The following is a 26767-nucleotide window of genomic DNA, read 5'->3' as shown; positions in this document are numbered from 1 at the left end:
TATGTCGAGCATCGATCTTGTGGACGCGGCCAAAACCGCCCACCCGGTACAACTGCGCAATGTGGTGCGCCAGTTCGGCGAGCAGCGGGTCATCGACGACCTGGACCTGGACATCGCCCCGGGGGAGTTCGTCGCGCTGCTGGGCGCCAGCGGTTCGGGCAAGACCACCTTGCTGCGCAGCCTGGCCGGGCTCGACAGCATCGACAGCGGCCAGTTGCGGGTGCCCAAGGCGCGGGCGGCGGTGTTCCAGGAGCCGCGCCTGATGCCCTGGAAGCGTGCCTGGAAAAACGTGATCCTCGGCCTGCGCATTCCCAACGCCCGTGCCCGCGCGGTGCAGGCTTTGACCGAAGTTGGCCTGGCCCATCGGCTGGAAGCCTACCCGGCGACGCTTTCCGGCGGCGAAGCCCAGCGCGTGGCCCTGGCCCGTGGCCTGGTGCGCGAGCCCAAGCTGCTGTTGCTCGACGAACCCTTTGCCGCGCTGGATGCGCTGACCCGGATCCGCATGCACCGGCTGATCATCGACCTCTGGCGCAAGCACACGCCGGCGGTGCTGCTGGTGACCCACGACGTCGACGAAGCCATCCTCCTGGCCGATCGGGTGATAGTGCTGGCCAACGGCAAGATCGCCGAGCAACTGAGCATCGACCTGCCCCGCGCGCGGGACACCGGCCAGGAGGGTTTCCAGGAAATCCGCGCGCGCCTGCTGAGCCTGTTGGGGGTTGAAGCGGTGGAGCCAGCGTCGCAAGCAACCGGCACCGTGCGCCAGTCTCCCAACAACAGTGTCCGGCGGTTTGCCCATGGCTGAGCTTTTGATAAAGCAAGGTTCACGTTTCTGGAAAACCACGGCTCTGCTGTTGTCGGGCGCCATGCTGTTGCTTGGCGGCTGCGGTGAAAGCAGCGAAAGCAAATCCACCTTCACGAAACACTCCGACCTGTCCGGCGTCACCCTGATCCTCGGCGACCAGGCCAAGGGCCTGCGCACCGTGGTGGAGGCGGCGAACGCCCTGGAGGGCATCGAGTACCAGGTGCAGTGGGCGAACTTCCAGGGCGCCGCGCCGCTGTTCGAAGCCCTGCGCGCCGGCGCCGTCGACCTGGCGCCGGCTGGCGATACCCCGGTGCTGGCGGCGGCCACCGGTGGCGCGCCGTTGCGCATTGTCGCGGTACGCCGCGGCCAGGCACGCGGCATCGCGATCCTGGTGCCGGCGGATTCGCCGATCCGCAGCATCGCCGACCTCAGGGGGCGCAATGTGGTGGTGTCGTCGGCCCGCGGCAGCATTGCCCAGTACCTGCTGATTCGCGCCCTGGCCAATGCCGGGGTCGACGAGAAGGACGTCAAGGTCGGTTTCGTGCTGCCGACCGACGCCTTGCCGGCCTTCAATGCCGGGCAAATCGAAGCCTGGGCCACCTTCGGCGTGTATCAGGCCTTCGCCGAGCAGCAGGGCGCCCGGGTGCTGATCAGCGGCGAGGGCATCAATACCGGGTTGAACTTCATCACCGCCTCGGATGAGGTGCTCAGCGACCCACTAAAGCGCCAGGCCCTGAGCGATGTCCTGCAACGTTTCGCCAAGGCCCTGGAGTGGGGCCAACAGAACCCGGACGAATATGCGCGAGTCTTCGCCAGGGTCAATGACATCCCGCTGGAGGTGTCGCAGACCCTGCGCCGCTGGGGCGACGAGTCGCTGCTGCCGGTGCAGGCCCAGGATGTTCAGGCCTTGCAGGAAGTCGACGACCTGTTCGTGGCCAAGAAGATCTTTCCCCATCGGGTCGATGTCCGGACGCTGACCGATACCGGAGTGTTTGCCACGCCTTAGGTGGCGCTTGGCAGAAAGGAGGGCGCAGCGTCACGCCAATAACGGATTCGCGGCGTGGCGCACTTATGATCGGAGGCCGCTGAAACCTTCTAGACGACTGGTCTAATCAGGGATATCCTCCGCGTCATGAAACCCACCTACGACGACACCCGCCAACACTTGCTCGATACCGGCCACCGGATGATGGCCGGCAAGGGCTTCACCTGTGTCGGCCTCAACGAGATCCTGCAAACGGCCGGCGTGCCCAAGGGCTCGTTCTATCACTACTTCAAATCCAAGGAGCAGTACGGCCAGACCTTGCTGGAAGACTACTTCCGCCACTACCTGGCGAGCATGGATCAAGGTTTCTCCACCCCTGGCCAGAGTGCCCGCGAGCGCTTGATGAACTATTGGCAGAGCTGGCTGGACAACTACTGCGTGCCTGGCGACGAGCAGAAATGCCTGGTGGTCAAGCTGAGCGCGGAAGTGGCGGACCTCTCCGAGATGATGCGTATCACCTTGCGCGACGGCGCCGAGCAGATCATCGACCGCCTGGCCGCCTGCATCGAGCAGGGCCACCTCGACGGTTCCCTGCCGGCCAGCGCCGCCCGCCAGACCGCCACCGGCCTGTATCAGCTGTGGCTGGGGGCGAGCCTGATGTGCAAGCTACACCGTGATGTCCGGCCCCTGGAAGACGCCATGATCACTACCCGGGCGATGCTGGAAAGCTGAATTAAACAGATCCTTTGATACCCGCTGCCGAGCAGCGGGTATTTTTGGCCTGATAACTAGACGACTGGTCTAATAAGTGCCGAGCCTGGCGACCCGTCGAACGCTTCTTGAAACGCGTCTCTGCCTGTGAAGGAGTTTGCATATGTCTCAGTCGAACCAGATCAATCGCAGCATCGTCCTCGCCTCGCGCCCCCATGGCGCCCCGAGCGAAGCCAACTTCCGCCTCGAATACCAGCCAGTTCCCCGACCCGGCGCCGGACAGGTGCTGCTGCGCAGCGTCTACCTGTCCCTCGACCCCTACATGCGTGGCCGCATGAGCGACGCACCTTCCTACGCGCCACCCGTGGGCCTGGGCGAGGTGATGGTCGGCGCCACCGTGAGCCGGGTCGTAGTGTCCAATCATCCGGATTACGCCGTGGGCGACTGGGTGCTGGCCTACAGCGGCTGGCAGGACTATGGGCTGTCCGACGGCACGGGCCTGACCCGGCTGGGCGCGGCGCCGGAGCATCCTTCCTATGCCCTGGGTGTGCTGGGCATGCCCGGGTTCACCGCCTACATGGGGCTGCTGGATATCGGCCGGCCCCAGGCCGGGGAAACCCTGGTGGTGGCCGCCGCGACCGGCCCGGTGGGCGCGACCGTGGGCCAGATCGGCAAGCTCAAGGGCTGCCATGTGGTGGGCGTGGCCGGTGGCGCGGAGAAATGCCGCTACGCGGTCGAGGTACTGGGTTTCGACAGCTGCGTCGATCACCAGGCCGCGGACTTCGCCGAGCAACTGGCCAAGGCCTGCCCCAAGGGCATCGACATCTATTACGAGAACGTCGGCGGCAAGGTCTTCGATGCGGTGCTGCCGCTGCTCAACACCTCGGCGCGGGTGCCGGTGTGCGGGGTGATCGCCCATTACAACGACACCGACCTGCCAGAGGGCAAGGACCGTCTTTCGCTGCTGATGAGCCTGGTGCTGCGCAAACGCATCAAGATCCAGGGCTTCATCATTTTCGACGACTACGGTTCGCGCTACGACGAGTTCTACCGCGACATGTCGCAGTGGTTCGCCGAAGGGCGCATCAAGTACCGCGAGGAAGTGGTGGAAGAACTGGAAAGCGCGCCCCAGGCCCTGATCGGCCTGCTGCAGGGGAAAAACTTCGGCAAGCTGGTGATTCGCGTCGGCGCCGACGACTGAGCCCCATGGCCAGTCGTCCATGGATGACTGGCCTGCCTCCTTTGCCGAGCCCGGATTGCAAACCTGGGCAAGCACCATCAATGAACAGGAAACCAGCATGAGTGATGAAATCAGAGTCGTGGCCATCCTCCAGGCCAAGCCGGGCCAGGGCGCCGAACTGGAGCGCGTGCTGCGGGCGGGCGTCGCGCCGTCCCGGGCGGAAGCGGGGTGCCTGAGTTACGAGCTGCACCGCGACATCGATCAGGAAGGACGTTTTGTATTCGTCGAGACCTGGGCCGACCGGGCGGCGATAGAAACCCACCGGCAGATGCCGCATTACAAGACCATGATCAACGCGGCGCTCGAGCATGTGCTGGAACGCCAGGTCTGCCTGCTGTCCGCGATCGCCGTGGACAGCCAGCCGGCCCTCTGAGCCAGCGAGCCCTATTGACGAAATAAGGAGTGCGACGATGAACATCGGTTTTCTCGGGCTGGGCGGCATGGGCGCCGCCATGGCCGGCAACCTGCTCAAGGCCGGTTACCAGGTGAGTGTCTGGAACCGTTCGGCCGACAGCCTCAAGCCCCTGTTGGAACAGGGCGCGATCGCGGCGCAGGACCCGATCGACGCGCTGCGCAACGACGTGGTGATCAGCATGCTCGCCGACGACGCCGCCACCCGTTCGGTGCTGCTGGACAGCGGCGCTCTGGCCTCGGCCAAACCCGGGCTGATCCATATCGGCATGGCCACCTTGTCGGTCGGCTTGATCAGCGAACTGGTGGCGCTGCATCGCGAGCGGGGGGTGACCTACATCGCCGCGCCGGTATTCGGCCGCACCGATGTGGCCCGGGCCGGCAACCTGAACATCCTCGCCGCCGGTCCCGCCGAGGCGATTGCCCAGGTCCAGCCGCTGCTGGATGCCATGGGCCAGAAGACCTGGCTGCTGGGCGAAGACCCATTGAGCGCCGCGGTGGTGAAGATCGCCGGCAACTTCATGATCGCCAGCGCCATCGAAACCATGGGCGAAAGCGCCGCCCTGGTGAAAAGCCATGGCGTGGAGCCGAGCCAGTTCATCGAGATCATGACCAGCACTCTGTTCAACGCCCCGGTGTACCGCAACTATGGCCCGCAGATCGCCGAACAGCGCTTTTCCCCGGCGGCCTTCCGTTTGGTCCTGGGCCTGAAGGACGTCGGCCTGGCGCTGGAAGCCGGTCAAAGCCGCCATGTGCCGCTGCCGTTTGCCAGCGTGATGCGCGATTCCCTGCTGGAGGCGGTCGCCCGGGGCGATGGCGAGCTGGACTGGACGGCACTGGCGCGGATACCGCTGCGGCGTTCCGGGCAGGACTGACGGCGGGCCTCACCCCGCGATGCACGCCCGCGCCCAGGTGACCCCTGGAGGCGGGCGTTCTACAGATAGCTCCACAACGCCTGGGATACCGGGGTCGGCTGGCCGCTGCCGAACAGCGTCTGGCCGATCTGCAGGCCCAGTTGCCGGTAGCTTTCGAACTGCGCTTCGTCGAAAAACTGGTTGGCAGTGCTTTCGTTGGGGAAGGTCGGGTGGGCATTGGCGTAATTGAGCACATCCACCGGCACCCCGGCGATCAGGCGCGGCTTGAGCAACAGGATCCGCGCGGTGCGCTGGCCCTGGCGATCGAGCACGTTGAACAGCATCGCGCAGCGCAGGCTGTCGTCGGGGCCCGGGTGGCTGAAGTTGCGGGTATGGCCGAAGTAGGGCGCCAGTAATGGCACCCTATGCACGTCCAGGTCTTCCACGATCTCCAGGGCCTGGTCGATCCGCGCCAGGCGGATCAGGTTGGCCAGGTCGTCGAACTGGTAGGTCGGATCGGCTCCGCAATCGCACAAGACAATCAGCTCGATCTTGCGCCCCTCACGGATCAGCTCGTAGGTGGCGGTGTTCTCGAAATGGCCGCCGTCGGACAGGTACTGATAGTTGCGATTCAGGCCGTGGAAACTCGCACTCAACTCATAGAACAGGTAAGTCTGTGTCGGAAACACCGTGCCCCATAACTTGTCCCGCGAACGCCGGGGCCTGTCGGACTTTTTGTCGCCTTCAAGAAAATTGCTCGGCCACCAGGTTCCCAGGCGCAGGTTGGTCAGGCCGAACGACAGCGAAGTACCCAATGTCGTGGCCCGGCCAAGGCCGGTGGAGATCGCCGCGCCGGAGGTCGCTGCCCAATCGGCCAGCCCTCGTGGCTGGTAGATCTCGCTGAACCGTTTGTTCTTGATCGAGCGTTTGCGCGGTTCGCCGTCGAGGATGTAGCTGACGCTGTCGGGTGCCTCCGCGCCATTGGGGGCCAGGCACAACGGCTTGCCCTTGCGGTCGCGTTGCACCAGCTGCTCGGCCGGGTCGACGGTAAGGTTCAGGGTGACGTTGATCAGGTGCACCGGCGCGCAGGTGGTGACGCCGTAGTAGTGCTCGATCGGCACATCGTCGCCGGGCAGGGCTTCAGCGACGCTCAGGTGCTGCTTGCGGATCTTGGGCGTGCTGCCGGCGAAGCGCAGGCCGTTGGAGGCGCCCAGATACGCCCGGGTCAGCCGGCTGCGATAGAAGGATTGCAACGAGGACAGGTTGAGAAAGCCAATGAAGTTCCCCGCCCCCAGGCTCAGGATCAACGCCAGCCCAGCCAGGCCGCACAGGCGCGCCACGGTGTCGGCATCCAGCCCCTGATAGCGCACGAACTGCACCAGCAGTCCCCAGAGCAGGGCCACCAGCAGGAAGATAGCGATGCCCGCGACACCGGCGATCAGGCTCAGGGGTAGGCGGCTCACCCAGCCGGGCAGGGCCTTGTCGTCGAGCAGGAGGGAGAGGGCGCGGATTGCGCCGATCAACAGCGGCAGGGCGACGGTGGGCGACATCAGTTGCGCGCGTTGCTCGCTGGTGTAGATCCACTGGGCCAGCCAGGGTACGAGGGCGAAGAAGCCCAGCACCAGGGTGAAGATCAGGACCTGGGCCAGGTAGCGGGTAACCAGCACCCGGTAGGTGCGCACGCAGTTGTTACGCGCCAGGGCGTCGTCCTTGTCGCGCTTGAAACGCAGGCGCAGGGCCACGCCGATGCAGGCCAGCACCCCGAGCCAGCTGACCACCCCGCAGACGATCAGCAGTGTGCGCAGTTCAACGTCCAGCCCCCTGGGTGTAAAGGCCAGGGCGATGAACAGGGCCCCGGCCGCGCTGTACAGCAGGGTCGCCCAGTTGAGCAGGCGCACCGCGTCGTCCTGGTTCTTGCGGAAATACACCATCCAGAACGCCAGCATCAGCGGTATCACCCCGAACACTGTCGCCCCTCCCGGCAGCCACCAGAGCGAACCGCATAAGGGGTTGATCAGGCCCATGGGCAGCAGGGCAGTGATCGGTGAACACAGGTCGCTACCGGCGATGCTCACTTGCAGCAACGTGGCCAGGGCCAGGGTGCACAACAGCGGCATGCCGATCACGACATGCAGCGCCAGCAGGTTGCGTAGCGACAGGCCCAGGACATAGAACAGGTCGCCCGAACCGCCCGGGGTCAGGTAGCGACCGTTCTCCCGCAGCCAGGCCAGCGGCGCTTCGCCCACCGGGGCCTTGGCGTAGTTGATATGGGTGTGGATGCGCCCCGGGGGCTCGAAGTCGAGCACTTCATAGGCATCTTCCGCGGCCTGCACTTCGGGGCTGGCCGCCACCTGGGCGTTTTCCCGCCCACGCAGGCGCCCGGGCAGGAACAGGCTGCCGAAAAACGAACCCAGGTAGCCGCCACCGCTGACGGTGGACAGGTAGTCGAACTGCGCCAGCAGGCGCTTGCCGATGCCCGGTTCTTCGCCCACGGCATCCGGCGCCCTGGCCCGGGCCATGGCTTGCAATACCCCGAGGCAGAAGGTGGCGCTGCGAATGCCGCCACCGGACAGGGCGACGGCCCAGTGGCCGGCGTTTTTGCGCGCGAGCCCCAGCAGATCCCTGCGTTGGTCGATACGGCTGTGTTCGGCGTCAAACTGAGCATCCTGAGCCGAAGAAGCGGGCTTGTTCCTGTCCATGTGCAGCCCTCGCGAAAGGGAGGGGGATCCGTCCCTCACGAGTAAGTTAAAGCAGGAAAACAGCAGGTTGCCAGCAGGGTTTCCGACAGCCGGAACGGTGAGCCTGAAGCCCGATAGCCAATCGAAATTAACCCAGGCTTTTCATCGCCAAATGGACGTATTGACCCGCTCGCCATGGCCTAGTATGGCGGCTGTAGGGCGTTGTAAGGCGACTGGCGTACCGAGGTTAACCGGCCCGGTGCGCAGGCAGTCGGTTGTTCGGCCATCAGAAAAAGAACCGGTCGCGACACAGGTGTCCCCAAGGACAGAGGGACCGGTCCGCAGCACGTGCAAGGAGCAGCGCATGACACCCGTGAAGCTGATGTTGAGCATTTTCCTTCCTTTGGTGCTGTTACAGGGCTGTAGCAGCGACACGAAAAAACCCTGCGGCGACAAACCCGGCGAGCGACTCGACGAGGCCAAGTGCGTCGGCCGCGATGCCAACAGCCTCAGAGGCGCCGACGAGGACTACTACGCCGACATGGACTACGGCGTGTCCAAGCAACCGCAGCTGCTGGTCGAACGACTGTCGCCCTTCATCCCCGGCATTACCGAACAGCAGGCGCTCCAGGCCTTCGCCCGCGGGCGCAACAACTGGGTGGTCTGGACCGCCGGCAACGACGCGCTGTGGGACAAACTCTCGCGCGACAGCGTCGGCAACCTCGACCTGCTCAAGACCATCTCCAACCACCCGAGCCTGAAATACAACCGCGATAAACGCTGGCAAGTGCTGGGGGTGGTCAACGAACCCTGCTACGTCAAGGGCGAGGGGCCGCGCGACGATCGCTACGGCCTGTGGCTGGACAAGCGCGACCCGTCCTGTACCGCCGACCCCTTCGAGAACGAAGCCAAGTACCCCGGCGTGAAGATCGGCGCCCGCGGCAAGAACCTGCCGGTGGGTTCCTATTACGGCTACGGCACCGGGATCGTCGGCCTGCGGCTGTTCCCCAACCCGGACTTCGACGAGCATGCACAGAAGAAGTGGGACGCCAAGCGCTATTACGAAGACCCCACCTATTACAACGACAGCAAGCTGGTGAAACCTTACCGGGTCGGCATGTCCTGCGGCTTCTGCCATGTCGGGCCGAACCCGACCAACCCGCCGGCCAACCCTGAACATCCGGCCTGGTCCAACCTCAACTCCAACCCCGGTGCACAGTACTTCTGGGTCGACCGGATCTTCATGTGGAACCAGGACCCGAGCAGCTTCCCGTACCAGCTGTTCCACACCTCGAAACCGGGGGCGCTGGACACCTCGTTCGTCTCCACCGACTACATCAACAACCCACGCACCATGAACGCGGTCTACAACCTCAAGGCGCGTATCGAGCTGGCCTCCAACCTGGGCAAGGAAAAACTCGCCGGTGGCGGCCTGAACAACCGCCAGTTCAACGAGGTGCCCGGCGTGCCGCCGGACAGCCCGCTGGCGCAGTTCTACAAAAAGCCTGACACCGTGTTCACCCCGCGGGTGCTCAAGGACGGCGCCGACTCGGTGGGCGCGCTCGGGGCATTGAACCGGGTGTTCATCAATATCGGCCTGTACAGCGAGGAGTGGACCACCCACTTCCGGCCGCTGATCGGTGGCAAGCCGATCACCCCGTTCCGCATCGACGTGGCGCGCAAGAACTCCTCCTACTGGAACGCCAACGAGGCGCAGACCCCGGACCTGGCATTGTTCTTCCTGGCCTCGGCGACCCCGGACTACCTGAAGAACGCCCCCGGCGGCGCGGCGCACCTGAGCGAGCCGAAGACGGTGCTCGAGCGCGGCAAGGAAGTGTTCGCCGACACCTGTGCCCGTTGCCATTCCAGCAAACTGCCGGAAAAAGCCTGGAGCTTCTTTCCCGACCATGGCTGCGTGAACGACGGTTACCTCAAGTGCTGGAACAACTACTGGACCTGGAGCAAGACGCCGGAGTTCAAGACCGCGATGCGGGCCATCGTCAAGGACGAGAAGTTCCTCACCGACAACTTCCTCTCCACCGAACTGCGGGTGCCGGTGACCCTGACGGAAACCAACGCCTGCAGCCCGTTGGCGACCAACGCCCTGGGCGGCAATATCTGGGACAACTTCTCCTCGGAGTCGTACAAGAAGTTGCCGGCGGTAGGCCCGGTGCTGGTGCAGAACCCCTACACCGGCGAACCCTCGGAATACGCGATGCCGGCCGGCGGACGCGGTTATACGCGGCCAGCCTCGCTGGTCAGTGTGTGGTCCACCGCGCCGTTGCTGCTGAACAACCGCCTGGGTCAATTCCACTGGAAAGGTGGGGTGGAGGACCGCATGGCGTCCTTCGACAGCGCGATCGAGATGCTGCTGTGGCCGGAAAACCGCACAGGCGACTTCCAGGTCATGACCCGCTCCGGCAAGACCCACATGGGCACCATCGACGTCACCAGTGAAACCAGCTACCTGCGGGTCAGCAGCGGTTATCTGCCAACCTTCCTGCAAAACCTCGAAGGCCTGCTCAGCCGCTTGCTGCCGTGGCTGTTCGGCGAGGACGGCATCCAGCTCGGGCCGATCCCGCAAGGCACGCCGGTGAACCTGCTGTCCAACATCGACCTGGAGAAACGCGACCAGGTGCTGGAGCTGCTGCTGAAGATCAAGCACGACCTCAAGCAACTGCCGCCTGGCGCCTCCGACGAGGAAGCCCGCAAGGTCTTCGCCGGCCTGGTCAAGCCGCTGCTGCAGGTGAGCAAGTGCCCGGACTTCGTGGTGGACAAGGGGCATTACTTCGGCACCAGCTACCTCAAGGAGGAGCCGGGCCTGAGTGACGCGGATAAACGGGCATTGATCGCCCTGCTGAAAACTTTCTAGGTGGCCAGCGATGAACAACGAAATGGATTACGAGTACATCGTGGTCGGGTCCGGGGCAGGGGGCGGCACTGTCGCCGCCCGCCTGGCCGAACAGGGGCGCAAGGTGCTGGTGCTGGAGTCGGGCAGCGATCCGGTGGCCACGGGCAATGCCCCGCGGCTGCCGGAGGAGTACCAGGTGCCGGCGTTCCACCCGCGCTCCACCGAGAACGATGCCATGCGCTGGGACTTCTTCGTGCGCCACTACAGCAACGACGCCCGCCAGCTGCAGGACCCCAAGTTCACCCGGACCTTCCAGGGCGAGAACGTCGACGGGGTGCTGTACCCGCGGGCCAGTTGCCTGGGCGGCTGCACCGCGCACAACGCGATGATCACCGTCTACCCGCACAACCAGGACTGGGACCATATCGCGCAGATCACCGGCGACCCGTCGTGGAAAGCCAGTGCCATGCGCGAGCACTTCCAGAACCTGGAGAACTGCCATCACCGGCCGTTCCAGCGGTTTCTCTCCTGGTTCGGCATCAACCCGTCGCGGCATGGCTTCAAGGGCTGGCTGCACGTGGAGAAGGCGATTCCGGAGGCGGCGTTCGACGACCAGTCGCTGGTGCGTTCGATCGTCGACGCCGCCGAGCAGGCGTTCAAGACCCTGGGCGAAACCCTCAAGCGCATCGGCTGGCAGTTGCAGGGCGTGGGCGACCCCAACGACTGGCGGCTGGTGCGCGAGGAAGCCATCGGCCTGCGCTATCCGCCACTGGCCACCCGGCAACACCATCGCAACGGCACCCGCGAACGCCTGCTGGATGTGCAAAAGCGCCACCCGGACAACCTGCACATCGAGCTGGATGCACTGGTGACCCGGGTGTTGCTCGATGACCAGCAGCGCGCCTATGGCGTGGAGTACATCAAGGGCGCGCGCCTGTACCGGGCCTGCACCTTGCCGCGCAATGCCTCCGGCGAACTGCGCCAGGTGCACGCCAGCCGTGAAGTGATACTCGCCGGCGGCGCCTTCAACACCCCGCAGTTGCTGATGCTCTCAGGGATAGGACCGCGCGAAACCCTGGAGGCCATGGATATCCAGGTGCGGGTCGAGTTGCCGGGCGTGGGGCGCAACCTGCAGGACCGCTACGAGGTCGGGGTGGTCAACCGGATGAACTTCGAGAATTGGGAAGTGCTCAAGGGCGCGCGCTACGCCAAGGGCGATCCGCAGTACGAGGAATGGGCCAAGGGCAAGGTCGGGGTCTACAGCACCAACGGCGCGGTCCTGGCGATCATCAAGAAATCCCTGAAGCAACGGCCGCTGCCGGACCTGTTCTGCTTCTCCCTGCTGGCGCTGTTTCGCGGTTATTTCCCCGGCTACTCGAAGCTGATCGTCGAGCACCTGAACTACCTGACCTGGGCAATACTCAAGGCCCATACCAACAACAACGCCGGCTACGTCACCCTGCGCTCCAAAGACCCGGCCGACACCCCGCTGATCAATTTCCATTACTTCGAGGAGGGCAGCGACACCCAGGGCGAAGACCTGCAGTCGGTGGTGGAGGGCATCAAGTTCGTGCGCAACCTGGCCCAGCCGCTGAAAGACGCCGGGCTGATCGCCAGCGAAGAACTGCCCGGCGATGAAGTGCAGACCGACGAACAGCTCAAGACCTTCGTCATGAACCAGGCCTGGGGCCACCACGCCTCCTGCACCTGCCCGATCGGCGCCGACGACGACCCGATGGCCGTACTCGACAGCGCTTTCCGCGTGCGCGGCGTGGGCAACCTGCGGGTGGTGGACGCGTCGATCTTCCCGAAAATCCCCGGCTTCTTCATCGTCACCTCGATCTATGTCGCGGCGGAGAAGGCGGCGCAGGTGATCCTGCAGGATGCCGTTGCAGTACGGGCGCAGGTGGTGCGAGGGGCAGGGCAGGCTACGGCCGGTGCGGACAGAGCGACCACGGTGGAGGCGATGGTTGCGTCAAAACGCTGAACCATGGGCAGAAGGCCGAGCCGTCGAGAGGCTCGGCCTTTTTTTGCCTTCACGGCGTGCCCGGATGGGGATCCGGATACTCAGCCATCAGCTCAAGTGGCTTTGCATAAGGCCCGTCCCACAATTGCTCGTGCAGTTCACCGATGCGCCTGGCCATCGCGCTGTCGTGCATCACCACTTCCAGGTTGCGCGAATTGTCCAGGTAGCCGCCGAGCCAGTTGCTGGTGCCGACCCAGGCCACCTGCCCATCGATGTCCATGGTCTTGCTGTGAATCACCCGCGCATAGGGAATGAACCCTTGGGACGCCTGGGGCAGGGTGACGATCCTGACCTGGACATTGGGCAGCACCGCCAGGCTTTTCAGGTAGGGCAGTTCCAGTTTGTCGGTGTTCCAGTTGGACACCAGCAACTTGATCGACACACCCCGCGCCGCGGCGGCCCGCACGGCATTGTCGATCACCGCGTAATAGGGCCGGGTCCGGTCAGGTCCGTAGGACAGCGGTGCATAGTCCAGCAGCTGCACCCGCACTTCGTTCTTCGCTTCGGCCAGTAAGCGCGGCAACTCCAGTTGCGAATCGCCCACGCCGGGCGGGTTGTAGCGTTGCGGGCTGGCCACCAGGTAATTGCCGCTGCGTAGCGGCTGCTGGCCGGCGGCGGGCAGGGGCACCGGCTGGTTTGCCGCCAAGGCCGCCTGGGCCTGCCAGTCCTGTTCGAAGATCGCCTGCACCTGGGCCACGGTGGCTTCATCGCTGATGCGCAACCCGGTTTCGTGGATGTGCTCCAGCGAGCGCCAGTCGAAGTTCTGGCTGCCGACGAACGCCTGTTTACCGTCCACCACCATGTACTTGGCATGGATGATCCCGCCGCTCACCCGGGCATAGGGCAGCACCCGGAAGCTCAGGTTGGGAATCGCCCGCAAGCGCTCCAGGGTGGCGGGCTCCGACAGCTTCAGGCCCTTTTCCTCGAGCAGGAAGCGGATCTTCACGCCACGTTTGCCGGCCGCCTCAAGGTGTTCGATCACCTTGCCCAGCACCGACCCGGGATGGTCCGCCGCATAAAACTGGCCGATATCGATCTGGCTTTTCGCGCCATCGAACAGCTCGATCCACACGGGGCCGGGTTGCCGCAAATCCGCCGTGCCAAGCGCGGTGTCCACCGGCACCGTATGCACCAGCTCAAACCCCGCAATGGCAAAGTCCGCCTGGACCAGCGGACTGATGAGCAAGCCAGCCAGGCCGGCGATCCGAACGCTGAGCAGCGCTCGTGGAAACTTCATGCATACGGACATAGGCGTCCTCATATAAAAGAAAGGCGGGCGCCCCCTGCGCCCGCCCCGGGAGTCACGCGGTACGGCTGTGCAACGGGGTCGGTGCCCGGTGTGGCACCTCATCCTGCACCCGGGCGCCGGTGGCCGCGCGGATCAGCAGCATCTTCAGTTGATCGTTGATGCGCTCCAGGCTGTCCTGGAAAAAGTTATGGAACACCACGCAGAACAGGGCGATGGCGATCCCCAGCCCGGTGGCGAACAACGCCGTGCCGATACCGCCGGAAATCTGGCCCGGGTCGGACACACCGGCACTGGCCAGGGCCTTGAAGGTATCGATGATCCCCAGGATGGTCCCCAGCAAGCCTAGCAAAGGGGCGGCGGTGGTGATGGTTTCAATGATCCACAGGCTGCGGGCCAGCGGGGCGCGGGTCGACAGGTATTGGCTCTCGATCACATCGTCCAGGTCCTTGCGCGAGCCGTGGGCAGCCTTTTGCGCCAGGACCGGCAGGACCATGCTCAAGGGCAGGCTGTCGCGGCGGGTGGCGTCTTGCGGCAGATCCCGCTCGCTGTGCACGTGACTGCCCAGGGCCTCCATCAACGACCTGGCCTGGCGCCGTACATAGGCGAAGTAGAGACCGCGCTCGATGGCGATGAAGATCGCGATGGCCACCGCGGCATACATCACATAGAAGGTGATGTCGTGAAGCAGGTTCATGTCCATGATGCTTTACCTCATTCTTCGATAAATAGCGGATGACGATCAGAAATTCGCTTCCAGGGAGACGGTCACGGTGCGTTCCAGGCCCACGATGTAGGCCGGGTCGCCGTCACGAAAACCGCCGTAGGTCGCGGCGTTGGTCTTGGTGGTGTACACGCCGTCCAGGTACTTCTTGTCGAACAGGTTGTCGACGTTCAGGCGCAGGGTCGCGTCCTTGACCACTTTCTTGTCCACCGGCAGGTAGATGCCGGCACCGAGGTTGAACACGGTGCGGCCGGAAATGGCTTCGTCGTTGGTCAGGTCGCCATACAGCTTGCTGGTGTACTTGCCGCCGAAGGTGCCGTAGAAGCGCCCGTCGTCGTAGCCGATGTTGGCCGCCAGCATGTTCTTCGGCACGTTGGCGAACTGCTTGCCGCTGGTGGGCAGGACGATGGCCTTGCCGGCGTTGTAGACGGTCAGGTCGTCCTGTTGCTCGGCGCGGGTGTAGGTGTAGGAGGTGTAGTAGTTGAAGTGGTGGGGCAGCAGGCCGCTCCATTCCAGTTCCAGGCCGCTGTTGTCGACGGAACCGGCGTTGATGTCGGCGAAGTCGCCGTTGATGTCACGGGATGAAACCTGGCGGTCCTTGAACTGCATGTAGAACAGGGTGGCGGCCAGGGTCATGTCGTCGCCGGTATAGCGCCAGCCCAGCTCGTGGTTCCAGCTGGTTTCCGGCTTGGAATCGATGGAGCCGACACCCTGGTCGTAGAGCACGTAGTTCTGTGGGATGCGCATGTTGCGCGACAGGCTGTAGAACAGCTGGTCGCGCTCGTCGAGCTGGTATTTCAGGCCGACGTTGGGCAGCAACTTGTTATAGGTCTGGTTACGCTTCTCCGGCTGTTCGGTGAGGCTGCCGTGGTTGGTGCCGTCGCGCTTGACGTTCATGTAGGCGAGGCCGGCCACCAGGGTCCAGTCCGGGGCGAAATACCAGGTGTCCTGGGCCCAGACTTTCTGCGCCGGGGTAATGGTGAAGCGGTCGCGGCCCTGGACCTTGTTGCCATTGGCGTCCACCACGTTATCCGAATCCGGCCAGGTGCTTTCCGGCTTGCCACTGCTCTTGAGCGCAATGAACGGCTGGGTCTGGCTCTGGCGCGCGCGCTCATACCAGTAGCCAAATTGCAGGCTGTGATCGCCCAGGTCCCAGTTCAGCTTGGTGGTGATGCCCGGGCGCCAGGTCTGGGTTCGCGAAGGGCGGTAGTAGACGCCGCTGGTGGAGGAACCGTCGGCGTTGTACTGGGCGGCGGTCTGCAGGTTACTGAGGTCGAACACGCCGCCCCGGTTCGAACCGCTGTTCAGTGCATAGCTGGAGGCGCCCACGCCGCTGCCATTGCCCCAGTAGTAATACGGGATGACCGACAGGGCCAGGTTGTCGGCCAGCTTGAATTGGCTGTTGAGCACCGCAGTAAAGGTCTGGAACGGGTTCTGCGCCAGGGCGTAGTAGCTGCTGACCTTGCCGTTGCTGCCCAGGGCCGGCGTCGAAGGGTAGGGGTCGTACTTGCGACCGTTCTGCTGGAACTGGGTCTTGGTCAGCTGGCTGTAGCTGTTGTTGTCCTGCTCGTGGTACTTGAGGATCAGGTTGGCCGTGTTGCCGCCGCCCATGTCGAAGAAGCTGTTCCATTCCACCTTGTCCGCCCGCACCGCACCGTCGCCGCGCCATTTCTCGCCTTCGGTGTGGGACAGCGAGAGCCAGTTGCTCAGGCCGTTGACTTCGCCGGTATTGAGCCGGGCGAAGGTCTTGAAGGTGCCGTTGCTGCCCGCCACCTGTTTGACGAAGGCACCGGTTTCCTTGGTCGGGCGGATGGTCACGATACCGATGTTGCCGCCACTGGAGCCGATGTGCGGGCCATCGGCTTCGGCCGCGCCCTGGGTGACAAAGATCTGCTCGATGTTTTCCGGGTCGCCCAGCAGGTTGGAGTACAGCGCGTAGTTGCCGGAGTCGTTGATCGGCATGCCGTCCACCGACATCCCCACCTGGTCGGAGTTGAGCCCGCGCATGGTGAAGCGGAAACCCGAAAGCCCGGTGGCATCTTCGCTGGAGATGTTCAGGCCCGGGGTGTATTTGAGCTTGTCGACGGCGTTGCCGGTGGCGGTCTGTTTGTCCAGTGCCTCCTTGGTCACCGTGGAGCGCGCCTTGATGCTCTCCTCCTGGACCATGTAGCCACCGCCCGCCGTGGCCTTGCCTTGCACACCAATGGTGCCGACGTCGCTGTCGCTGGTGTCTGCCATGGCGATCCCATGGCCCATGCTCGCGGCAACGAGTGCCAGATGAATCCGGGTGAACTTCATCACTGTCGTCCTGCTGTTGGGTGCTTATTGCACGCTGTAGTTGAAGGTGGCGGTGAAACGTTGCTCGTTGCGTCCACCGAAGGCTTGCTCGGGGAACGGCTTGACCTGCTTGATCCGGCGCAGGCTGTTGGTGGCGGCCCGGTTCAGCAGCATGCTCGAGGCCTGGGTCTGGATCCCGGAGTCGAGGACGCGGCCCTGGCGATCCACCAGCAACCAGACCACCACCTCGCCGCTGGGGCGTTCGAGGGAAGCCTGGCGTCCAGTGGGGTACTGCTTGTAGGTGTCCAGCTCGTTGCGCAGACCTTTGAGATAGCCGCCTTCCAGGGCCTGGCCGTCGACTTTCGGCGCCGGTGGCGGGGCGGGTGGTGCCGGGGTCGGGGCGACGGCGGGCTGCACGGGCTTGGCGGCGACCGGCGGCGTGGGTGTCGGCGTTGCCTTGGCAGCCACGGGGGTTGGCTTGGGCTGCGGTTTTGGCTTGGGTTCAGGTTTCGGCTGTGGCTGTGGCTTGGGTGGCGGCGGCGGAGGGGCCGGCTCGGCTTCCTGGTCTTCGATGACCGGCGGTGGTGGTTCCTGTTCCACCACGGGCTCAGGCAGCACTTGCGGCTCTGGTTCGACCAGGGCGATTTCGACCGCCGACTCGTCATACACCGGCTGCACTTTCAGGGTTTGCGACTGGATACCCAGTGCAATCAGCACCAGGGCGATCAGGGCCGGGACGCTGCCCAGCAGCTGACGCGCACGAAACAGGGCGTACATGATCAGGACTTACGCGTGGCGATAGAGACCGAGGTAAAGCCACCCAGGCGCAGGGTGTCCATGACCTCGACCAGGCGCGACACTTCCACGCCCTTGTCGCTGTTGACGATGATGGTCGACTTGCTGTCAGGCTTTTGCGCGGCCTTGAGCGCCGGCACCAGGGCTTCGACGCTGAGGTCCTTGCCATCGAGCTGCAGCTGGCCTTCCAGGCCCAGGGTGAGGATGAACTTGTTCTGCGGCTTGAGCTGTTGCGAACTGCTGGCGCTGGGCAATTGGGTCTTCATGCCCAGTGCCGGAATCACGTTCAGGCTCACCAGTACGAAAAACACCAGAAGGAACATCATCACGTCGATCATCGGGATCAGTTCGATGTGCGCCTTGCGTTTTTTCGGTTCGTCCCAGGTTCTCATTCCGTTACCCCGTCGTTGATTAGGGGCGACACGCTAGCAACGGAAAATGACCGAATGGTTAACTTTAATTTAAGCTTTTAGGTGTCTAGGACGGGGCCCGCAGAAGATCTGGCAGTCTTTTTTGACTGTCATGAAACTGACATGACGGGGGCGCACTTTTGCGAATTTACCCGGCGAGCCCCCCGACATGAGCGCTGCACTTCCTTCTTTATCGACCCCGCGACTGGCGCTGAAAGCACTGCAAAAGCACCAGGCCGAGACACTGTTCGAACTGGCCAACGGGCCGGAGATCGCTGACAACACGGCCGCGATTCCGTCGCCTTACACCCTGGAAACGGCGCTGACTTTTATCGATGGCCAGGAGGAGAATTTCCGTTCCGGGCAATCCCTGGCGCTGGGCGTTCATCTGCGCGAGAGCGACGAATTGATCGGCGTGATCAGCCTCAGGTTGTCCGCAGCTCATCGCAGCGGTCACCTGGGCGGTTGGACCGCCGCTCACCGCCGCAACCAGGGCTACGCCGCCGAAGCGGCCGGCGCAATCATGGCGTTCGGCTTTACCGAACTGGCACTGCATCGCGTCGGCAGTCAGTGTTTCGCCCGTAACAAAGGCTCGGCCCGGGTGATGGAAAAAATCGGCCTGGGTTACGAAGGGTGCATGAAAGGTGCCTTCCTCAAGAACGGGATTCATGAGGACATGTTGCTGTACGGGCTGTTGCGTGCCGATTGGCAGCCCGTGTCATGAGCGAGGATATCCGCAAGCCGGTGGATCTGGACCGTCGCCGAGTGCTGTCGGGCCTGGCGGTGGCGACGGCTTTTTCGATCCTCAGCCCCTTCGCCCGCAGTGCCGGCATCGACTACCCCTTCACCCTGGGCGTGGCCTCGGGCGATCCGCTGCCGGATGGTTTTGTCATCTGGACCCGTTTGGCGCCACTGTTCAACGCTGCCGATGGTCGTGGCGGCTTGAGCCGCGCGGTACCGGTGCGCTGGCGGGTGGCCAGTGATGCGGCGATGAGGCGGATCGTGAAACAAGGCGTGGTCACGGCCACTGAGCGTTTCGCCCATTCCGTCCACGTCGAGGTCGCGGGGTTGGAGGCGGGGCGGCCCTATTGGTACCAGTTTGAAAGCCTCGGGGCGCAGAGTCCGACAGGGCAGTCGCGCACGGCTCCGCCGCTGCACGCGATGGCGTCGGCACGGCTGGGTTTTGTCTCCTGTTCTCACTGGGAGCGCGGCTACTTCAGTGCCTACCGGCACTTGGCCGCGGAACAGCCCGACCTGGTGTTCTTCCTCGGCGATTACATTTACGAAAAATCCTATGCGCCCGACTCCGGCAAGATCATTCGCCCCCACGGCAGTGACGAGGCGCTGGACCTGGCGGGTTATCGCAACCGCTATGCCCAGTACAAGACCGATCCCGACTTGCAGATGCTCCACGCCAGCGCGCCCAGCGTGGCGACCTGGGACGATCACGAAGTGCAAAACGACTACGCCAATCGCTGGTCCCAGGATCCGGGGACTCCGGTAGCCGCGTTCCTCAAGCGGCGGGCGGCGGCGTATCAGGCTTTTTATGAGCACATGCCACTGCGCGCCCGCAGCCTGCCCAAGGGCGCGGACATGCGTATTTACCGGCGCCTGGACTTCGGCCGGCTGGCCCGCTTCCATGTGCTGGACGGCCGGCAGTACCGCTCCGAGCAACCCTGCATTGCCCCCAATGGCAGCCATCAGGGGCATATCGCCGAAGACAGTTGCCTGGATTTACGCAACCCCAGGCGCACCATGCTGGGCTGGGAGCAGGAAGCCTGGCTGGACCAGGGCCTGGCCCAGTCCCGGGCGCAATGGAATGTGATCGCCCAGGACCTGCTGGTGGCGCCGCTGCTCCAGCACGTCCCGGCGAGCCAGGCGCTGGGGTCCTGGACCGACGGTTGGGACGGTTACAGGGCGACTCGCGAGCGCGTGCTGGCCTCCATCGAGCGCCGGCGAGCCAGTAACCCGGTGTTCTGGGGCGGCGATATTCATTCGTTCTGGGTCACGGACCTGCATGCGCGGGCCCATGACCCTGACTCGCGGATCGTCGCCAGCGAATTCGTCGGCACCTCGGTCACGTCCGACGGCCAGTCGTTCAACGCCATCCTGCCCCTCAATCCCCATGTAAGGTTTTTCGAGAACCGCTGGCGGGGATATGTGGCGGTGGAGCTGGAGGAGCGGAAGATGCTGACGCACTTGCGGATCATTTCCGATCCCCGGGATCCGCATGCCAGCGTCTCGACCCTCAAGTCCTTTGTGGTGGAGTCGGGGCGGGCGGGGGCGATTGAGGTCTAGTCAGTCCAGGCGACAGGAGCAGGGGCGCAGCATCGATCCGAACTTATCTGACGGCGGAAGGCAGATACCCGAAGCGCTTCTGGAAGCGCTCGGCGAAACGCGCCCGCGAGAGGTAGCCGCAGGCTTCGGCGATGCGGCTGATGGTCCAGTCGGTGCTTTGCAGAAGCATCAGGCCGTGGTGCATCCTGACGTCGATCAGCAGTTCATCGAAACGCACCTGCTCCTGGGCCAGGCGCCTGCGCAGCGTGGCTTCGCTCATGGCCAGGGCGCGGCCGGTTTCTCGGGCGGTCCATGGATGGGCGGGGGATTCGCTGAGCAATAGCCGCACCCGGCCCGCGGTTCCCGGCGGTTGATGGCGGCCATAACCCACGCCGCGTTCCGCCAGCGCGGCGAGCAGGTCCAGCAGCCGGTAGCGCAAGCGCTCGTCGCTGATAGCCGCCGACGACACGCTGGCGCACAGCTGCTGCAAGCTCGACTTGAGTTCCCCATCCAATGGCGTGTGCCGTACAGACTCAAGGCCCTGCTGGTCAGCGGATTGCCGGTCTCGATGGAAGCGTTCCAGCAGTTCGGGACTGAAGGTCAGGAACACCGAGCGGAAGCGTTTCTCCGGGCCTGCCGGCGTCTTGTGCAGATTGGCCCAGGTGCCGGGTTCCACCAGCAGCAGCGAGGCACTGTCCGCGATTGAGATTTCACGGGTCGGGCTGTTCATTTCCAGCTTGCCTGACGCGATCAGCAGCAAGGTCGCATCCTGGAAAAAGAAGTTGGGGGTGTGTTGCGTGCGGCGCAGGCAAGGTTGGGCAAGGCTGCACAAACCCCGGCGCAGGATCGGAGAAGCGGATGGCAGTTGCCAAAGGCTAGCGCCCTCCGGCAGGTCGAGAGCAGCAGTCGGCGGCTTCAGGGTGGCGATGTTCAGGTTACTCTCGACAGGGCAGGGTTTATGCAGCGTCAGGGTTCAAGGTGTAGCGTCCGCTCAGGCTCGCCTGTGCCAACACCTTGGCTGCCTTCAACGCCTGGAGCAGGTTCACCCCGCTGAGTTCTCCACGCACCTCGAGCCTGGGGGCGGCCAGCGCGTAGAGGGTGAAGATATAGCGGTGTACCAGGGCGTCGTTCCAGGGCGGGCAGGGGCCATCATAGCCAAAGTAGGTGCCTTGCATCTGCGCATCGCCGGCAAACCAGCCAGTGTAATCGTTGATGCCGTGGCGCAAGCCTCCGGGAGCATCGGGCCCGGGCTTGCCATGGGCGGTCACCGCGCTCGACTGCGAACCCGCGGCAATCTCTGTCACACCGGCGGGGATATCCAGCAGCAGCCAATGGAAAAAGTCCACGCGCGGCAAGGCGGCGGGAACTTCTCGGCCTTCCTGGTTCACATCCTTTGCATCGCTTGGAACGTCCGGATCGTGACAGACCAGCACCAATGACTGGGTGCCTGTCGGGACGTCATTCCAGGCCAGGTGCGGGTTCCTGTTGGACGACAGTTCGATATGCGAGGTGGCGTTGGCAATCGCGAAGGCGAATTCACCAGGGATGTGCTCACCTTCACGGAAACTTTGACTGAAGAGCTGCATGGGCGATCTCACTGTGGGTTGAGGAAGATGCGAGCATGTTAGGCAAGCGCAGCACCGCAGGAGATAGCATATCCGCTCAAAGTGATGATCAGGCCAATCATTTTGAGCGGATATGCGGCTTTCAGAAGATTATGGCAAGCGCCGGTTTTCGAGCCGTAAGGGTAGGGCAGATGGCGCGGACTACTGCTTTGGCTGCCAAGCCGTCGATTCGGCCGCCGCCTTGAACTTGGCACGATTTTCCGCGGTGGCCGGTGGCTCCGAGTCACCAAAAATCGCCTTGAGCCAGTGCCCGTCGGTAGGGTTCGGGAAGAGGACGAACTTGCGTCCGAACTGCTCTTTGTCTTCAGTCATCAGGCTGTTGCGTTGCTTGACGTCCGCGACGTAGTACTTGCGTTTGAAGTCATTGAGGTTGTCGCCCAGCATGACCACCACCTCATAGTCCTTGGCGATTTCCGTTTGCCGAGGCTCCTTGTTGGAGCTGTCGCGATAGACCGTCAGGTGTTTTTCATCGGCAAACGGCAGCTTGTTCTTGCGCAAGTTGGCCAGGGCGTACTCAAAGGTTTTTTCGCCCTGGTCACGACTGGTGACGTAGAACACCTCGACCCCCTTCGACTGCGCGTAACTCAAGAACTCCAATGCACCGGGCGTGGCGACCGGGCCATTGTCGGCAACCCACTTGTCCCAGGCGCTGTCATCGAAAAACTCTTTCCCCGAGTCGATCATGTAGCCCCAGTAGCTGTTGCTGCCCAGCACGGTGTCGTCGACATCGCTGATGATGGCTAAGGGGCGATCGCCATCCTTGTGGGCCTGCAGGGCTTGATCCAGACGCATCCTGGCAATGTTGAAGCCTTGATAGTAAAGCGCATCGAACTCCGCCGCGGTCTGCTTCCAGGCAACCGCTGCAGTCAGCAGGTTGGAAGCTGGGCTGGCCGCCTCTGCGGCAGAGGCGGGGGTCCAGGGCAACATAAGAAGGGAGAGGAGCAGGGGGGCGATCAAGGGTTTGCTGGTTTTTATTGTCATATTCGACACCTTGGAGTGAGTTCGAAACTGCGTGAACAAATACCGCCAAGCCGTTCTATAGCAAGCGGGTTTGCTGCTCAATACAGATGTCGTGTTTTCAGATTAATGAGGCGTAATTCTCTACCTGGCATCGCCTGAGATCAGAAACGCCGAAGCCAGAGCATCTTTCGCGACACTCTGGCTTCGGTGTTCTGGCCTGGTTACTTGATCAGCGTTTCGACAATGTTCAATGGCGCTTCGGCGTACTTGGAAAACTCCATGGAGTAGCTCGCGCGCCCTTGGGACATGGAGCGGACGTCGGTCGCATAACCGAACATTTCACCCAGCGGCACTTCGGCCCGGACAATCTTGCCGGAGACCGAGTCTTCCATACCCTGGATCAGGCCACGACGACGGTTCAGGTCGCCCATCACGTCGCCCATGTAGTCCTCGGGGGTGACGACCTCGACCCGCATGATCGGCTCAAGCACCACACCCTTGCCCTTTTCCCGCAGCTGCTTGGTGGCCATGGAGGCCGCTACCTTGAACGCCATCTCGTTAGAGTCGACGTCGTGGTAGGAACCATCGAACACAGTCGCCTTGAGGCCGATCAGCGGATAACCGGCGACAATGCCGTTCTTCATCTGCTCTTCGATACCTTTCTGGATGGCCGGGATGTACTCCTTCGGCACCACGCCACCCACCACCTCGTTGGCAAACACCAGGCCTTCAGTGATATTGCCTTTTTCGTCGACGTCGGCCGGAGCAAAACGAATCCAGCAATGGCCGAACTGGCCACGACCACCGGATTGACGCACGAACTTGCCTTCGATTTCACAGCCGACGGTGATCTTCTCGCGGTAGGAAACCTGCGGCTTGCCGATGTTGGCCTCGACGTTGAACTCGCGCTTCATGCGGTCAACGAGGATGTCCAGGTGCAGCTCACCCATGCCCGAAATGATGGTCTGGCCAGTTTCTTCATCGGTCTTGACGCGGAACGACGGGTCTTCCTGGGCCAGCTTGCCCAGCGCGATCCCCATCTTCTCCTGGTCAGCCTTGGTTTTCGGCTCTACCGCCACCGAAATCACCGGCTCAGGGAAGTCCATACGCTCCAGGACGATCGGCTTGTTGATATCGCAGAGCGTGTCACCGGTGGTGACGTCCTTCATACCGATCAGCGCCGCGATATCGCCGGCACGGACTTCCTTGATTTCCTCACGCTGGTTCGCATGCATTTGCACCATGCGACCCACACGTTCCTTCTTGCCCTTGACCGAGTTGATCACCGAGTCGCCGGAACTCAGGAAACCCGAGTAGACGCGGATAAAGGTCAGGGTCCCCACGAACGGGTCGGTGGCGATCTTGAACGCCAGGGACGAGAACGGCTCGTTGTCGTCAGCGTGACGCTCGTCGATGATTTCGTTGTCGTCGGTGCTGTCCGGATGATGGCCCTTGATCGACGGGATCTCGGTCGGCGCCGGCAGGTAGTCGATGACGGCATCGAGCACCAGGGGAACGCCTTTGTTCTTGAACGAGGAACCGCAGACAGCCGGAACGATCTCGCTGGCCAGGGTGCGCGCGCGCAGGCCGGCCTTGATCTCTTCGACGGTCAGCTCACCTCCCTCAAGGTACTTGTTCATCAGCTCTTCGTTGGCTTCGGCGGCGGCTTCGACCATCTTGGCGCGCCACTCCTCGGCCAGCGCCAGCATATCGGCGGGAATGTCTTCCTCGCGGTAGGTGGTGCCCTTGTCGTCCTCGTTCCAGTAGATCGCCTTCATCTTGATCAGATCGACCTGACCCGCGAAGCTGTCTTCAGCGCCGATAGCCAGCTGGACCGGAACCGGGGTGTGGCCCAGGCGGCTCTTGATCTGCCCGACCACGCGCAGGAAGTTCGCACCGGCGCGGTCCATCTTGTTCACGTAGACCACTCGCGGCACGCCGTACTTGTTGGCCTGGCGCCATACGGTTTCGGACTGCGGCTCGACACCGGCGGTACCGCAGAACACCACGACCGCGCCGTCGAGTACGCGCAGCGAACGCTCCACTTCAATGGTGAAGTCGACGTGGCCCGGGGTGTCGATAATGTTGACCCGGTACTTGTCATCGTATTGGCCGCGCGAACCTTTCCAGAAGGTGGTCACGGCAGCGGAGGTAATGGTGATGCCACGTTCCTGTTCCTGCACCATCCAGTCGGTGGTGGCAGCGCCGTCATGCACCTCACCCATCTTGTGGCTCAGGCCCGTGTAGAACAGGATCCGCTCGGTCGTGGTGGTCTTGCCCGCGTCTACGTGGGCGACGATACCCAGGTTGCGGTAATGATTGATGGGGGTTGCACGACTCATGATGCTCTCCTTGATGCGGGACAAGGCTGATGTTCACTGGTTCCGACCGCAAGGCAGACGCGGGGCTCGCCGCCAGGTTGCCAGACAGCCCGCGCGCACCGAGGGCAGATGTCTCGCCCGGTGTTAAATGTCCGAATGCGTCGTCGACCATCTGAAGATGGGCAATGAAGCCAGCGTTACAAGCAATGTAGTCCTCCTCGCGGACAAGGTGCTTGAGAACTTACGATTGACCTCACCCAAAGGGTTATATAGCCCTGGCTGGCTATATCCTATGGAGCTTGATGGTGCTGCCCTCAGCCATGGCGCCATGCGTATTCATCCGGCTGACCGAGGCTGCCCATGGCAGCTCTCGCCAGGCAACGTCCTTCACCGTCTGGTTTGCGATTGCACGCCCGATGCCTTTGCTGGCACTGGTGATAAGGAAAGTACGAGTCTTCGTTGCACCCGGCAGCATCCGGGATCGGGGGAGGGCGCGCGCCGCCAGGATGTGCCGCGCAATCAACCAGGGCGATGTCAGAAGTGTGTTTTGTCCATCGTCGGCGTGTTGCCGTTGGGGGTAGCAAAGGTGACGTTATCGCCGGCCTCGAGCAGCATCTTCACGGGTTGCAAAAGCTCGTTCAGGTAGAAGCCCGTCATCCTTCAAACCCTGTTTGAATTAGCTAACAGTGATTTTCCAAGTCATGTCCCAGCGATTGCAAAAACAACGCGAACAATTCGGGCTGCGAGGAAATATCAAGCTTTCTGTAGAGATGTCGCCGATGCACCTTGACGGTTTCTGGAGAAATCGCCAGAAGCCTTGCAATGGCTTTGCTGGAATGGCCGCGGAGGATGAGCTGGGCGGTCTCCATCTCGCGCTCAGACAGTACGGACGATCCGAATTGACCGAGAGCGTCCCTCATCTGAGAGGTTTCCGCAGCGCTGGTCAGTTGTAAAGGCTGACTGTATTCCTGCCAATGATGCTCCATCAGCGCTAACACCCATGGGCAGATCGTGGTCAGGATTCCGTGCTGCTCGATCGAAAAAGGCTGACGTGTGCCCAATGACAGCGACAACGCACCCTGGCCAGGTATCTGCACAATGAACTGCTCCTCATCTTCCAACATATTGTTGGCGTGGAAGTAGCTGAGGAAGTATTCGGATTGGCGGAACTGGTCGGGGGCTACTTCCTCCAAGCGATGCAATCCGCTGGAAATTCCGTCGCGATAGGCTTGGTAGAAAGGGTCGAGTTGGTACAGGCCATCGAGATAGACAGGCAGGGCCGGGCCATCATGTGGTACGGCATCGTATAGTTCCAGTACTACTGGCGCGCCACTGCCTGGATAAAAGATTGCCAACGCATGGTCAAACGGCACCCACTGCTGCAACAACAATGTCAGCTGCGTCCAAAACCGGGGTCGCCCAATATGCTCGATTACACGACCTAGGTTGGAGTGCATGCTGACTTCGCGAAATATCTGATGCATTCCCATGCCCCTGAAAAGTACCGTCGGTTTTCCTCCACTTCATATATCTGCGTCAAGAGGTGTAACTCCTTACGGTGATTGGCCGTG

At 63.0% G+C, this 26767-nt stretch carries 21 protein-coding genes and 1 pseudogene; 10 read left to right on the top strand and 12 right to left on the bottom strand.

Translation table 11 applies throughout. The features are described 5' to 3' along the window. Position 1 precedes the first annotated feature (1 nt). The 6 genes from C4K38_RS15835 to C4K38_RS15810 all read left to right on the top strand — a co-directional run bounded on the left by C4K38_RS15835 (position 2) and on the right by C4K38_RS15810 (position 5027). Positions 2 to 805, top strand: a complete 804-nt coding sequence (locus C4K38_RS15835) for an ABC transporter ATP-binding protein (RefSeq protein ID WP_053279191.1) — start codon at positions 2 to 4, stop codon at positions 803 to 805. Beyond that, positions 798 to 1811, top strand: coding sequence for an ABC transporter substrate-binding protein (locus tag C4K38_RS15830; RefSeq protein ID WP_053279190.1), 1014 nt, complete (start codon positions 798 to 800; stop codon positions 1809 to 1811). The genes C4K38_RS15835 and C4K38_RS15830 overlap by 8 nt, the downstream gene beginning before the upstream one ends. 126 nt (positions 1812 to 1937) lie before the next feature. Continuing rightward, positions 1938 to 2522 (top strand): TetR family transcriptional repressor CurR, encoded by a 585-nt coding sequence (locus C4K38_RS15825; protein WP_053279189.1) that lies wholly within the window; start codon positions 1938 to 1940, stop codon positions 2520 to 2522. Between the two features lie 142 nt (positions 2523 to 2664). Beyond that, entirely contained in the window at positions 2665 to 3702 is a 1038-nt protein-coding gene (locus C4K38_RS15820; RefSeq protein WP_053279188.1) for an NADPH-dependent curcumin/dihydrocurcumin reductase, read from the top strand. Between the two features lie 97 nt (positions 3703 to 3799). Then, positions 3800 to 4114: a putative quinol monooxygenase gene (locus tag C4K38_RS15815; RefSeq protein WP_053279213.1), complete on the top strand. Its 315-nt coding sequence runs from the start codon at positions 3800 to 3802 to the stop codon at positions 4112 to 4114. Between the two features lie 37 nt (positions 4115 to 4151). Then, positions 4152 to 5027 carry an NAD(P)-dependent oxidoreductase gene (locus tag C4K38_RS15810; RefSeq protein ID WP_053279187.1) on the top strand — a complete coding sequence of 292 codons (876 nt, stop codon included), beginning with the start codon at positions 4152 to 4154 and terminating at the stop codon, positions 5025 to 5027. Between the two features lie 59 nt (positions 5028 to 5086). On the opposite strand, the gene C4K38_RS15805 is transcribed toward C4K38_RS15810, so the two are convergent. Further along, positions 5087 to 7705 carry a patatin-like phospholipase domain-containing protein gene (locus C4K38_RS15805; protein ID WP_053279186.1) on the bottom strand — a complete coding sequence of 873 codons (2619 nt, stop codon included), beginning with the start codon at positions 7703 to 7705 and terminating at the stop codon, positions 5087 to 5089. Positions 7706 to 8048: 343 nt separating this feature from the next. Between C4K38_RS15805 and C4K38_RS15800 the strand changes: the two genes are divergently transcribed. Together C4K38_RS15800 and C4K38_RS15795 are read left to right on the top strand one after the other, a co-directional pair. Continuing rightward, the gene (locus C4K38_RS15800) at positions 8049 to 10556 is read left to right on the top strand and encodes a hypothetical protein (protein WP_053279185.1); all 2508 of its coding nucleotides are present in this window, start codon (positions 8049 to 8051) and stop codon (positions 10554 to 10556) included. Positions 10557 to 10566: 10 nt separating this feature from the next. Next, a complete protein-coding gene (locus C4K38_RS15795) occupies positions 10567 to 12522 on the top strand; it encodes a GMC family oxidoreductase (protein ID WP_053279184.1) in 1956 nt (651 codons plus the stop codon). 49 nt (positions 12523 to 12571) lie between these two features. Here C4K38_RS15795 and C4K38_RS15790 read toward each other — a convergent pair whose 3' ends face one another. The 5 genes from C4K38_RS15790 to C4K38_RS15770 all read right to left on the bottom strand — a co-directional run bounded on the left by C4K38_RS15790 (position 12572) and on the right by C4K38_RS15770 (position 17995). Beyond that, complete coding sequence (locus C4K38_RS15790; RefSeq protein WP_231998535.1) at positions 12572 to 13798, bottom strand: phospholipase D-like domain-containing protein; 1227 nt, start codon at positions 13796 to 13798, stop codon at positions 12572 to 12574. A gap of 64 nt (positions 13799 to 13862) precedes the next feature. Then, positions 13863 to 14510, bottom strand: coding sequence for a MotA/TolQ/ExbB proton channel family protein (locus C4K38_RS15785; RefSeq protein ID WP_025808875.1), 648 nt, complete (start codon positions 14508 to 14510; stop codon positions 13863 to 13865). A gap of 39 nt (positions 14511 to 14549) precedes the next feature. Next, complete coding sequence (locus C4K38_RS15780) at positions 14550 to 16829, bottom strand: TonB-dependent receptor (protein ID WP_053279182.1); 2280 nt, start codon at positions 16827 to 16829, stop codon at positions 14550 to 14552. A 24-nt stretch (positions 16830 to 16853) separates the two neighbouring features. Further along, the gene (locus tag C4K38_RS15775; RefSeq protein ID WP_053279181.1) at positions 16854 to 17585 is read right to left on the bottom strand and encodes an energy transducer TonB family protein; all 732 of its coding nucleotides are present in this window, start codon (positions 17583 to 17585) and stop codon (positions 16854 to 16856) included. A gap of 2 nt (positions 17586 to 17587) precedes the next feature. Then, on the bottom strand, positions 17588 to 17995 hold the full coding sequence (locus C4K38_RS15770; protein ID WP_007925526.1) for an ExbD/TolR family protein: 408 nt from the start codon (positions 17993 to 17995) through the stop codon (positions 17588 to 17590). A gap of 187 nt (positions 17996 to 18182) precedes the next feature. Between C4K38_RS15770 and C4K38_RS15765 the strand changes: the two genes are divergently transcribed. Then, positions 18183 to 18737, top strand: a complete 555-nt coding sequence (locus tag C4K38_RS15765) for a GNAT family N-acetyltransferase (RefSeq protein WP_053279180.1) — start codon at positions 18183 to 18185, stop codon at positions 18735 to 18737. Further along, positions 18734 to 20311 (top strand): alkaline phosphatase D family protein, encoded by a 1578-nt coding sequence (locus C4K38_RS15760; RefSeq protein WP_053279179.1) that lies wholly within the window; start codon positions 18734 to 18736, stop codon positions 20309 to 20311. Before C4K38_RS15765 ends, C4K38_RS15760 begins: the two co-directional genes overlap by 4 nt. 43 nt (positions 20312 to 20354) lie before the next feature. On the opposite strand, the gene C4K38_RS15755 is transcribed toward C4K38_RS15760, so the two are convergent. The 6 genes and pseudogenes from C4K38_RS15755 to C4K38_RS15730 all read right to left on the bottom strand — a co-directional run bounded on the left by C4K38_RS15755 (position 20355) and on the right by C4K38_RS15730 (position 26680). Continuing rightward, positions 20355 to 21050: a helix-turn-helix transcriptional regulator gene (locus tag C4K38_RS15755; protein WP_231998536.1), complete on the bottom strand. Its 696-nt coding sequence runs from the start codon at positions 21048 to 21050 to the stop codon at positions 20355 to 20357. A gap of 196 nt (positions 21051 to 21246) precedes the next feature. Next, positions 21247 to 21876 carry a YbhB/YbcL family Raf kinase inhibitor-like protein gene (locus tag C4K38_RS15750; protein WP_053279177.1) on the bottom strand — a complete coding sequence of 210 codons (630 nt, stop codon included), beginning with the start codon at positions 21874 to 21876 and terminating at the stop codon, positions 21247 to 21249. Between the two features lie 180 nt (positions 21877 to 22056). Continuing rightward, entirely contained in the window at positions 22057 to 22896 is an 840-nt protein-coding gene (locus C4K38_RS15745) for a 5'-nucleotidase, lipoprotein e(P4) family (protein ID WP_053279176.1), read from the bottom strand. Between the two features lie 200 nt (positions 22897 to 23096). Next, entirely contained in the window at positions 23097 to 25217 is a 2121-nt protein-coding gene (gene fusA / locus C4K38_RS15740) for an elongation factor G (RefSeq protein WP_053279175.1), read from the bottom strand. Positions 25218 to 25739: 522 nt separating this feature from the next. Next, positions 25740 to 25850: pseudogene (locus tag C4K38_RS15735) on the bottom strand (type 1 glutamine amidotransferase domain-containing protein); the annotation flags it as partial. A gap of 26 nt (positions 25851 to 25876) precedes the next feature. Beyond that, positions 25877 to 26680 (bottom strand): helix-turn-helix transcriptional regulator, encoded by an 804-nt coding sequence (locus tag C4K38_RS15730; RefSeq protein WP_053279212.1) that lies wholly within the window; start codon positions 26678 to 26680, stop codon positions 25877 to 25879. Positions 26681 to 26767: the final 87 nt, after the last annotated feature.

It is taken from the genome of Pseudomonas chlororaphis subsp. piscium, from assembly GCF_003850345.1.
Lineage (GTDB): Bacteria > Pseudomonadota > Gammaproteobacteria > Pseudomonadales > Pseudomonadaceae > Aquipseudomonas > Aquipseudomonas piscium.
This window is presented reverse-complemented; position numbering and strand designations above follow the sequence as displayed.

What these genes read in the sequence shown, in the direction of transcription:
- C4K38_RS15835 (WP_053279191.1), top strand. Translation starts at nt 2, where the DNA reads ATGTCGAGCATCGATCTTGTGGACGCGGCCAAAACCGCCCACCCGGTA.
- C4K38_RS15830 (WP_053279190.1), top strand. Translation starts at nt 798, where the DNA reads ATGGCTGAGCTTTTGATAAAGCAAGGTTCACGTTTCTGGAAAACCACG.
- C4K38_RS15825 (WP_053279189.1), top strand. Translation starts at nt 1,938, where the DNA reads ATGAAACCCACCTACGACGACACCCGCCAACACTTGCTCGATACCGGC.
- C4K38_RS15820 (WP_053279188.1), top strand. Translation starts at nt 2,665, where the DNA reads ATGTCTCAGTCGAACCAGATCAATCGCAGCATCGTCCTCGCCTCGCGC.
- C4K38_RS15815 (WP_053279213.1), top strand. Translation starts at nt 3,800, where the DNA reads ATGAGTGATGAAATCAGAGTCGTGGCCATCCTCCAGGCCAAGCCGGGC.
- C4K38_RS15810 (WP_053279187.1), top strand. Translation starts at nt 4,152, where the DNA reads ATGAACATCGGTTTTCTCGGGCTGGGCGGCATGGGCGCCGCCATGGCC.
- C4K38_RS15805 (WP_053279186.1), bottom strand. Translation starts at nt 7,705, where the DNA reads ATGGACAGGAACAAGCCCGCTTCTTCGGCTCAGGATGCTCAGTTTGAC.
- C4K38_RS15800 (WP_053279185.1), top strand. Translation starts at nt 8,049, where the DNA reads ATGACACCCGTGAAGCTGATGTTGAGCATTTTCCTTCCTTTGGTGCTG.
- C4K38_RS15795 (WP_053279184.1), top strand. Translation starts at nt 10,567, where the DNA reads ATGAACAACGAAATGGATTACGAGTACATCGTGGTCGGGTCCGGGGCA.
- C4K38_RS15790 (WP_231998535.1), bottom strand. Translation starts at nt 13,798, where the DNA reads ATGAAGTTTCCACGAGCGCTGCTCAGCGTTCGGATCGCCGGCCTGGCT.
- C4K38_RS15785 (WP_025808875.1), bottom strand. Translation starts at nt 14,510, where the DNA reads ATGGACATGAACCTGCTTCACGACATCACCTTCTATGTGATGTATGCC.
- C4K38_RS15780 (WP_053279182.1), bottom strand. Translation starts at nt 16,829, where the DNA reads ATGAAGTTCACCCGGATTCATCTGGCACTCGTTGCCGCGAGCATGGGC.
- C4K38_RS15775 (WP_053279181.1), bottom strand. Translation starts at nt 17,585, where the DNA reads ATGTACGCCCTGTTTCGTGCGCGTCAGCTGCTGGGCAGCGTCCCGGCC.
- C4K38_RS15770 (WP_007925526.1), bottom strand. Translation starts at nt 17,995, where the DNA reads ATGAGAACCTGGGACGAACCGAAAAAACGCAAGGCGCACATCGAACTG.
- C4K38_RS15765 (WP_053279180.1), top strand. Translation starts at nt 18,183, where the DNA reads ATGAGCGCTGCACTTCCTTCTTTATCGACCCCGCGACTGGCGCTGAAA.
- C4K38_RS15760 (WP_053279179.1), top strand. Translation starts at nt 18,734, where the DNA reads ATGAGCGAGGATATCCGCAAGCCGGTGGATCTGGACCGTCGCCGAGTG.
- C4K38_RS15750 (WP_053279177.1), bottom strand. Translation starts at nt 21,876, where the DNA reads ATGCAGCTCTTCAGTCAAAGTTTCCGTGAAGGTGAGCACATCCCTGGT.
- C4K38_RS15745 (WP_053279176.1), bottom strand. Translation starts at nt 22,896, where the DNA reads ATGACAATAAAAACCAGCAAACCCTTGATCGCCCCCCTGCTCCTCTCC.
- fusA (WP_053279175.1), bottom strand. Translation starts at nt 25,217, where the DNA reads ATGAGTCGTGCAACCCCCATCAATCATTACCGCAACCTGGGTATCGTC.
- C4K38_RS15730 (WP_053279212.1), bottom strand. Translation starts at nt 26,680, where the DNA reads ATGCATCAGATATTTCGCGAAGTCAGCATGCACTCCAACCTAGGTCGT.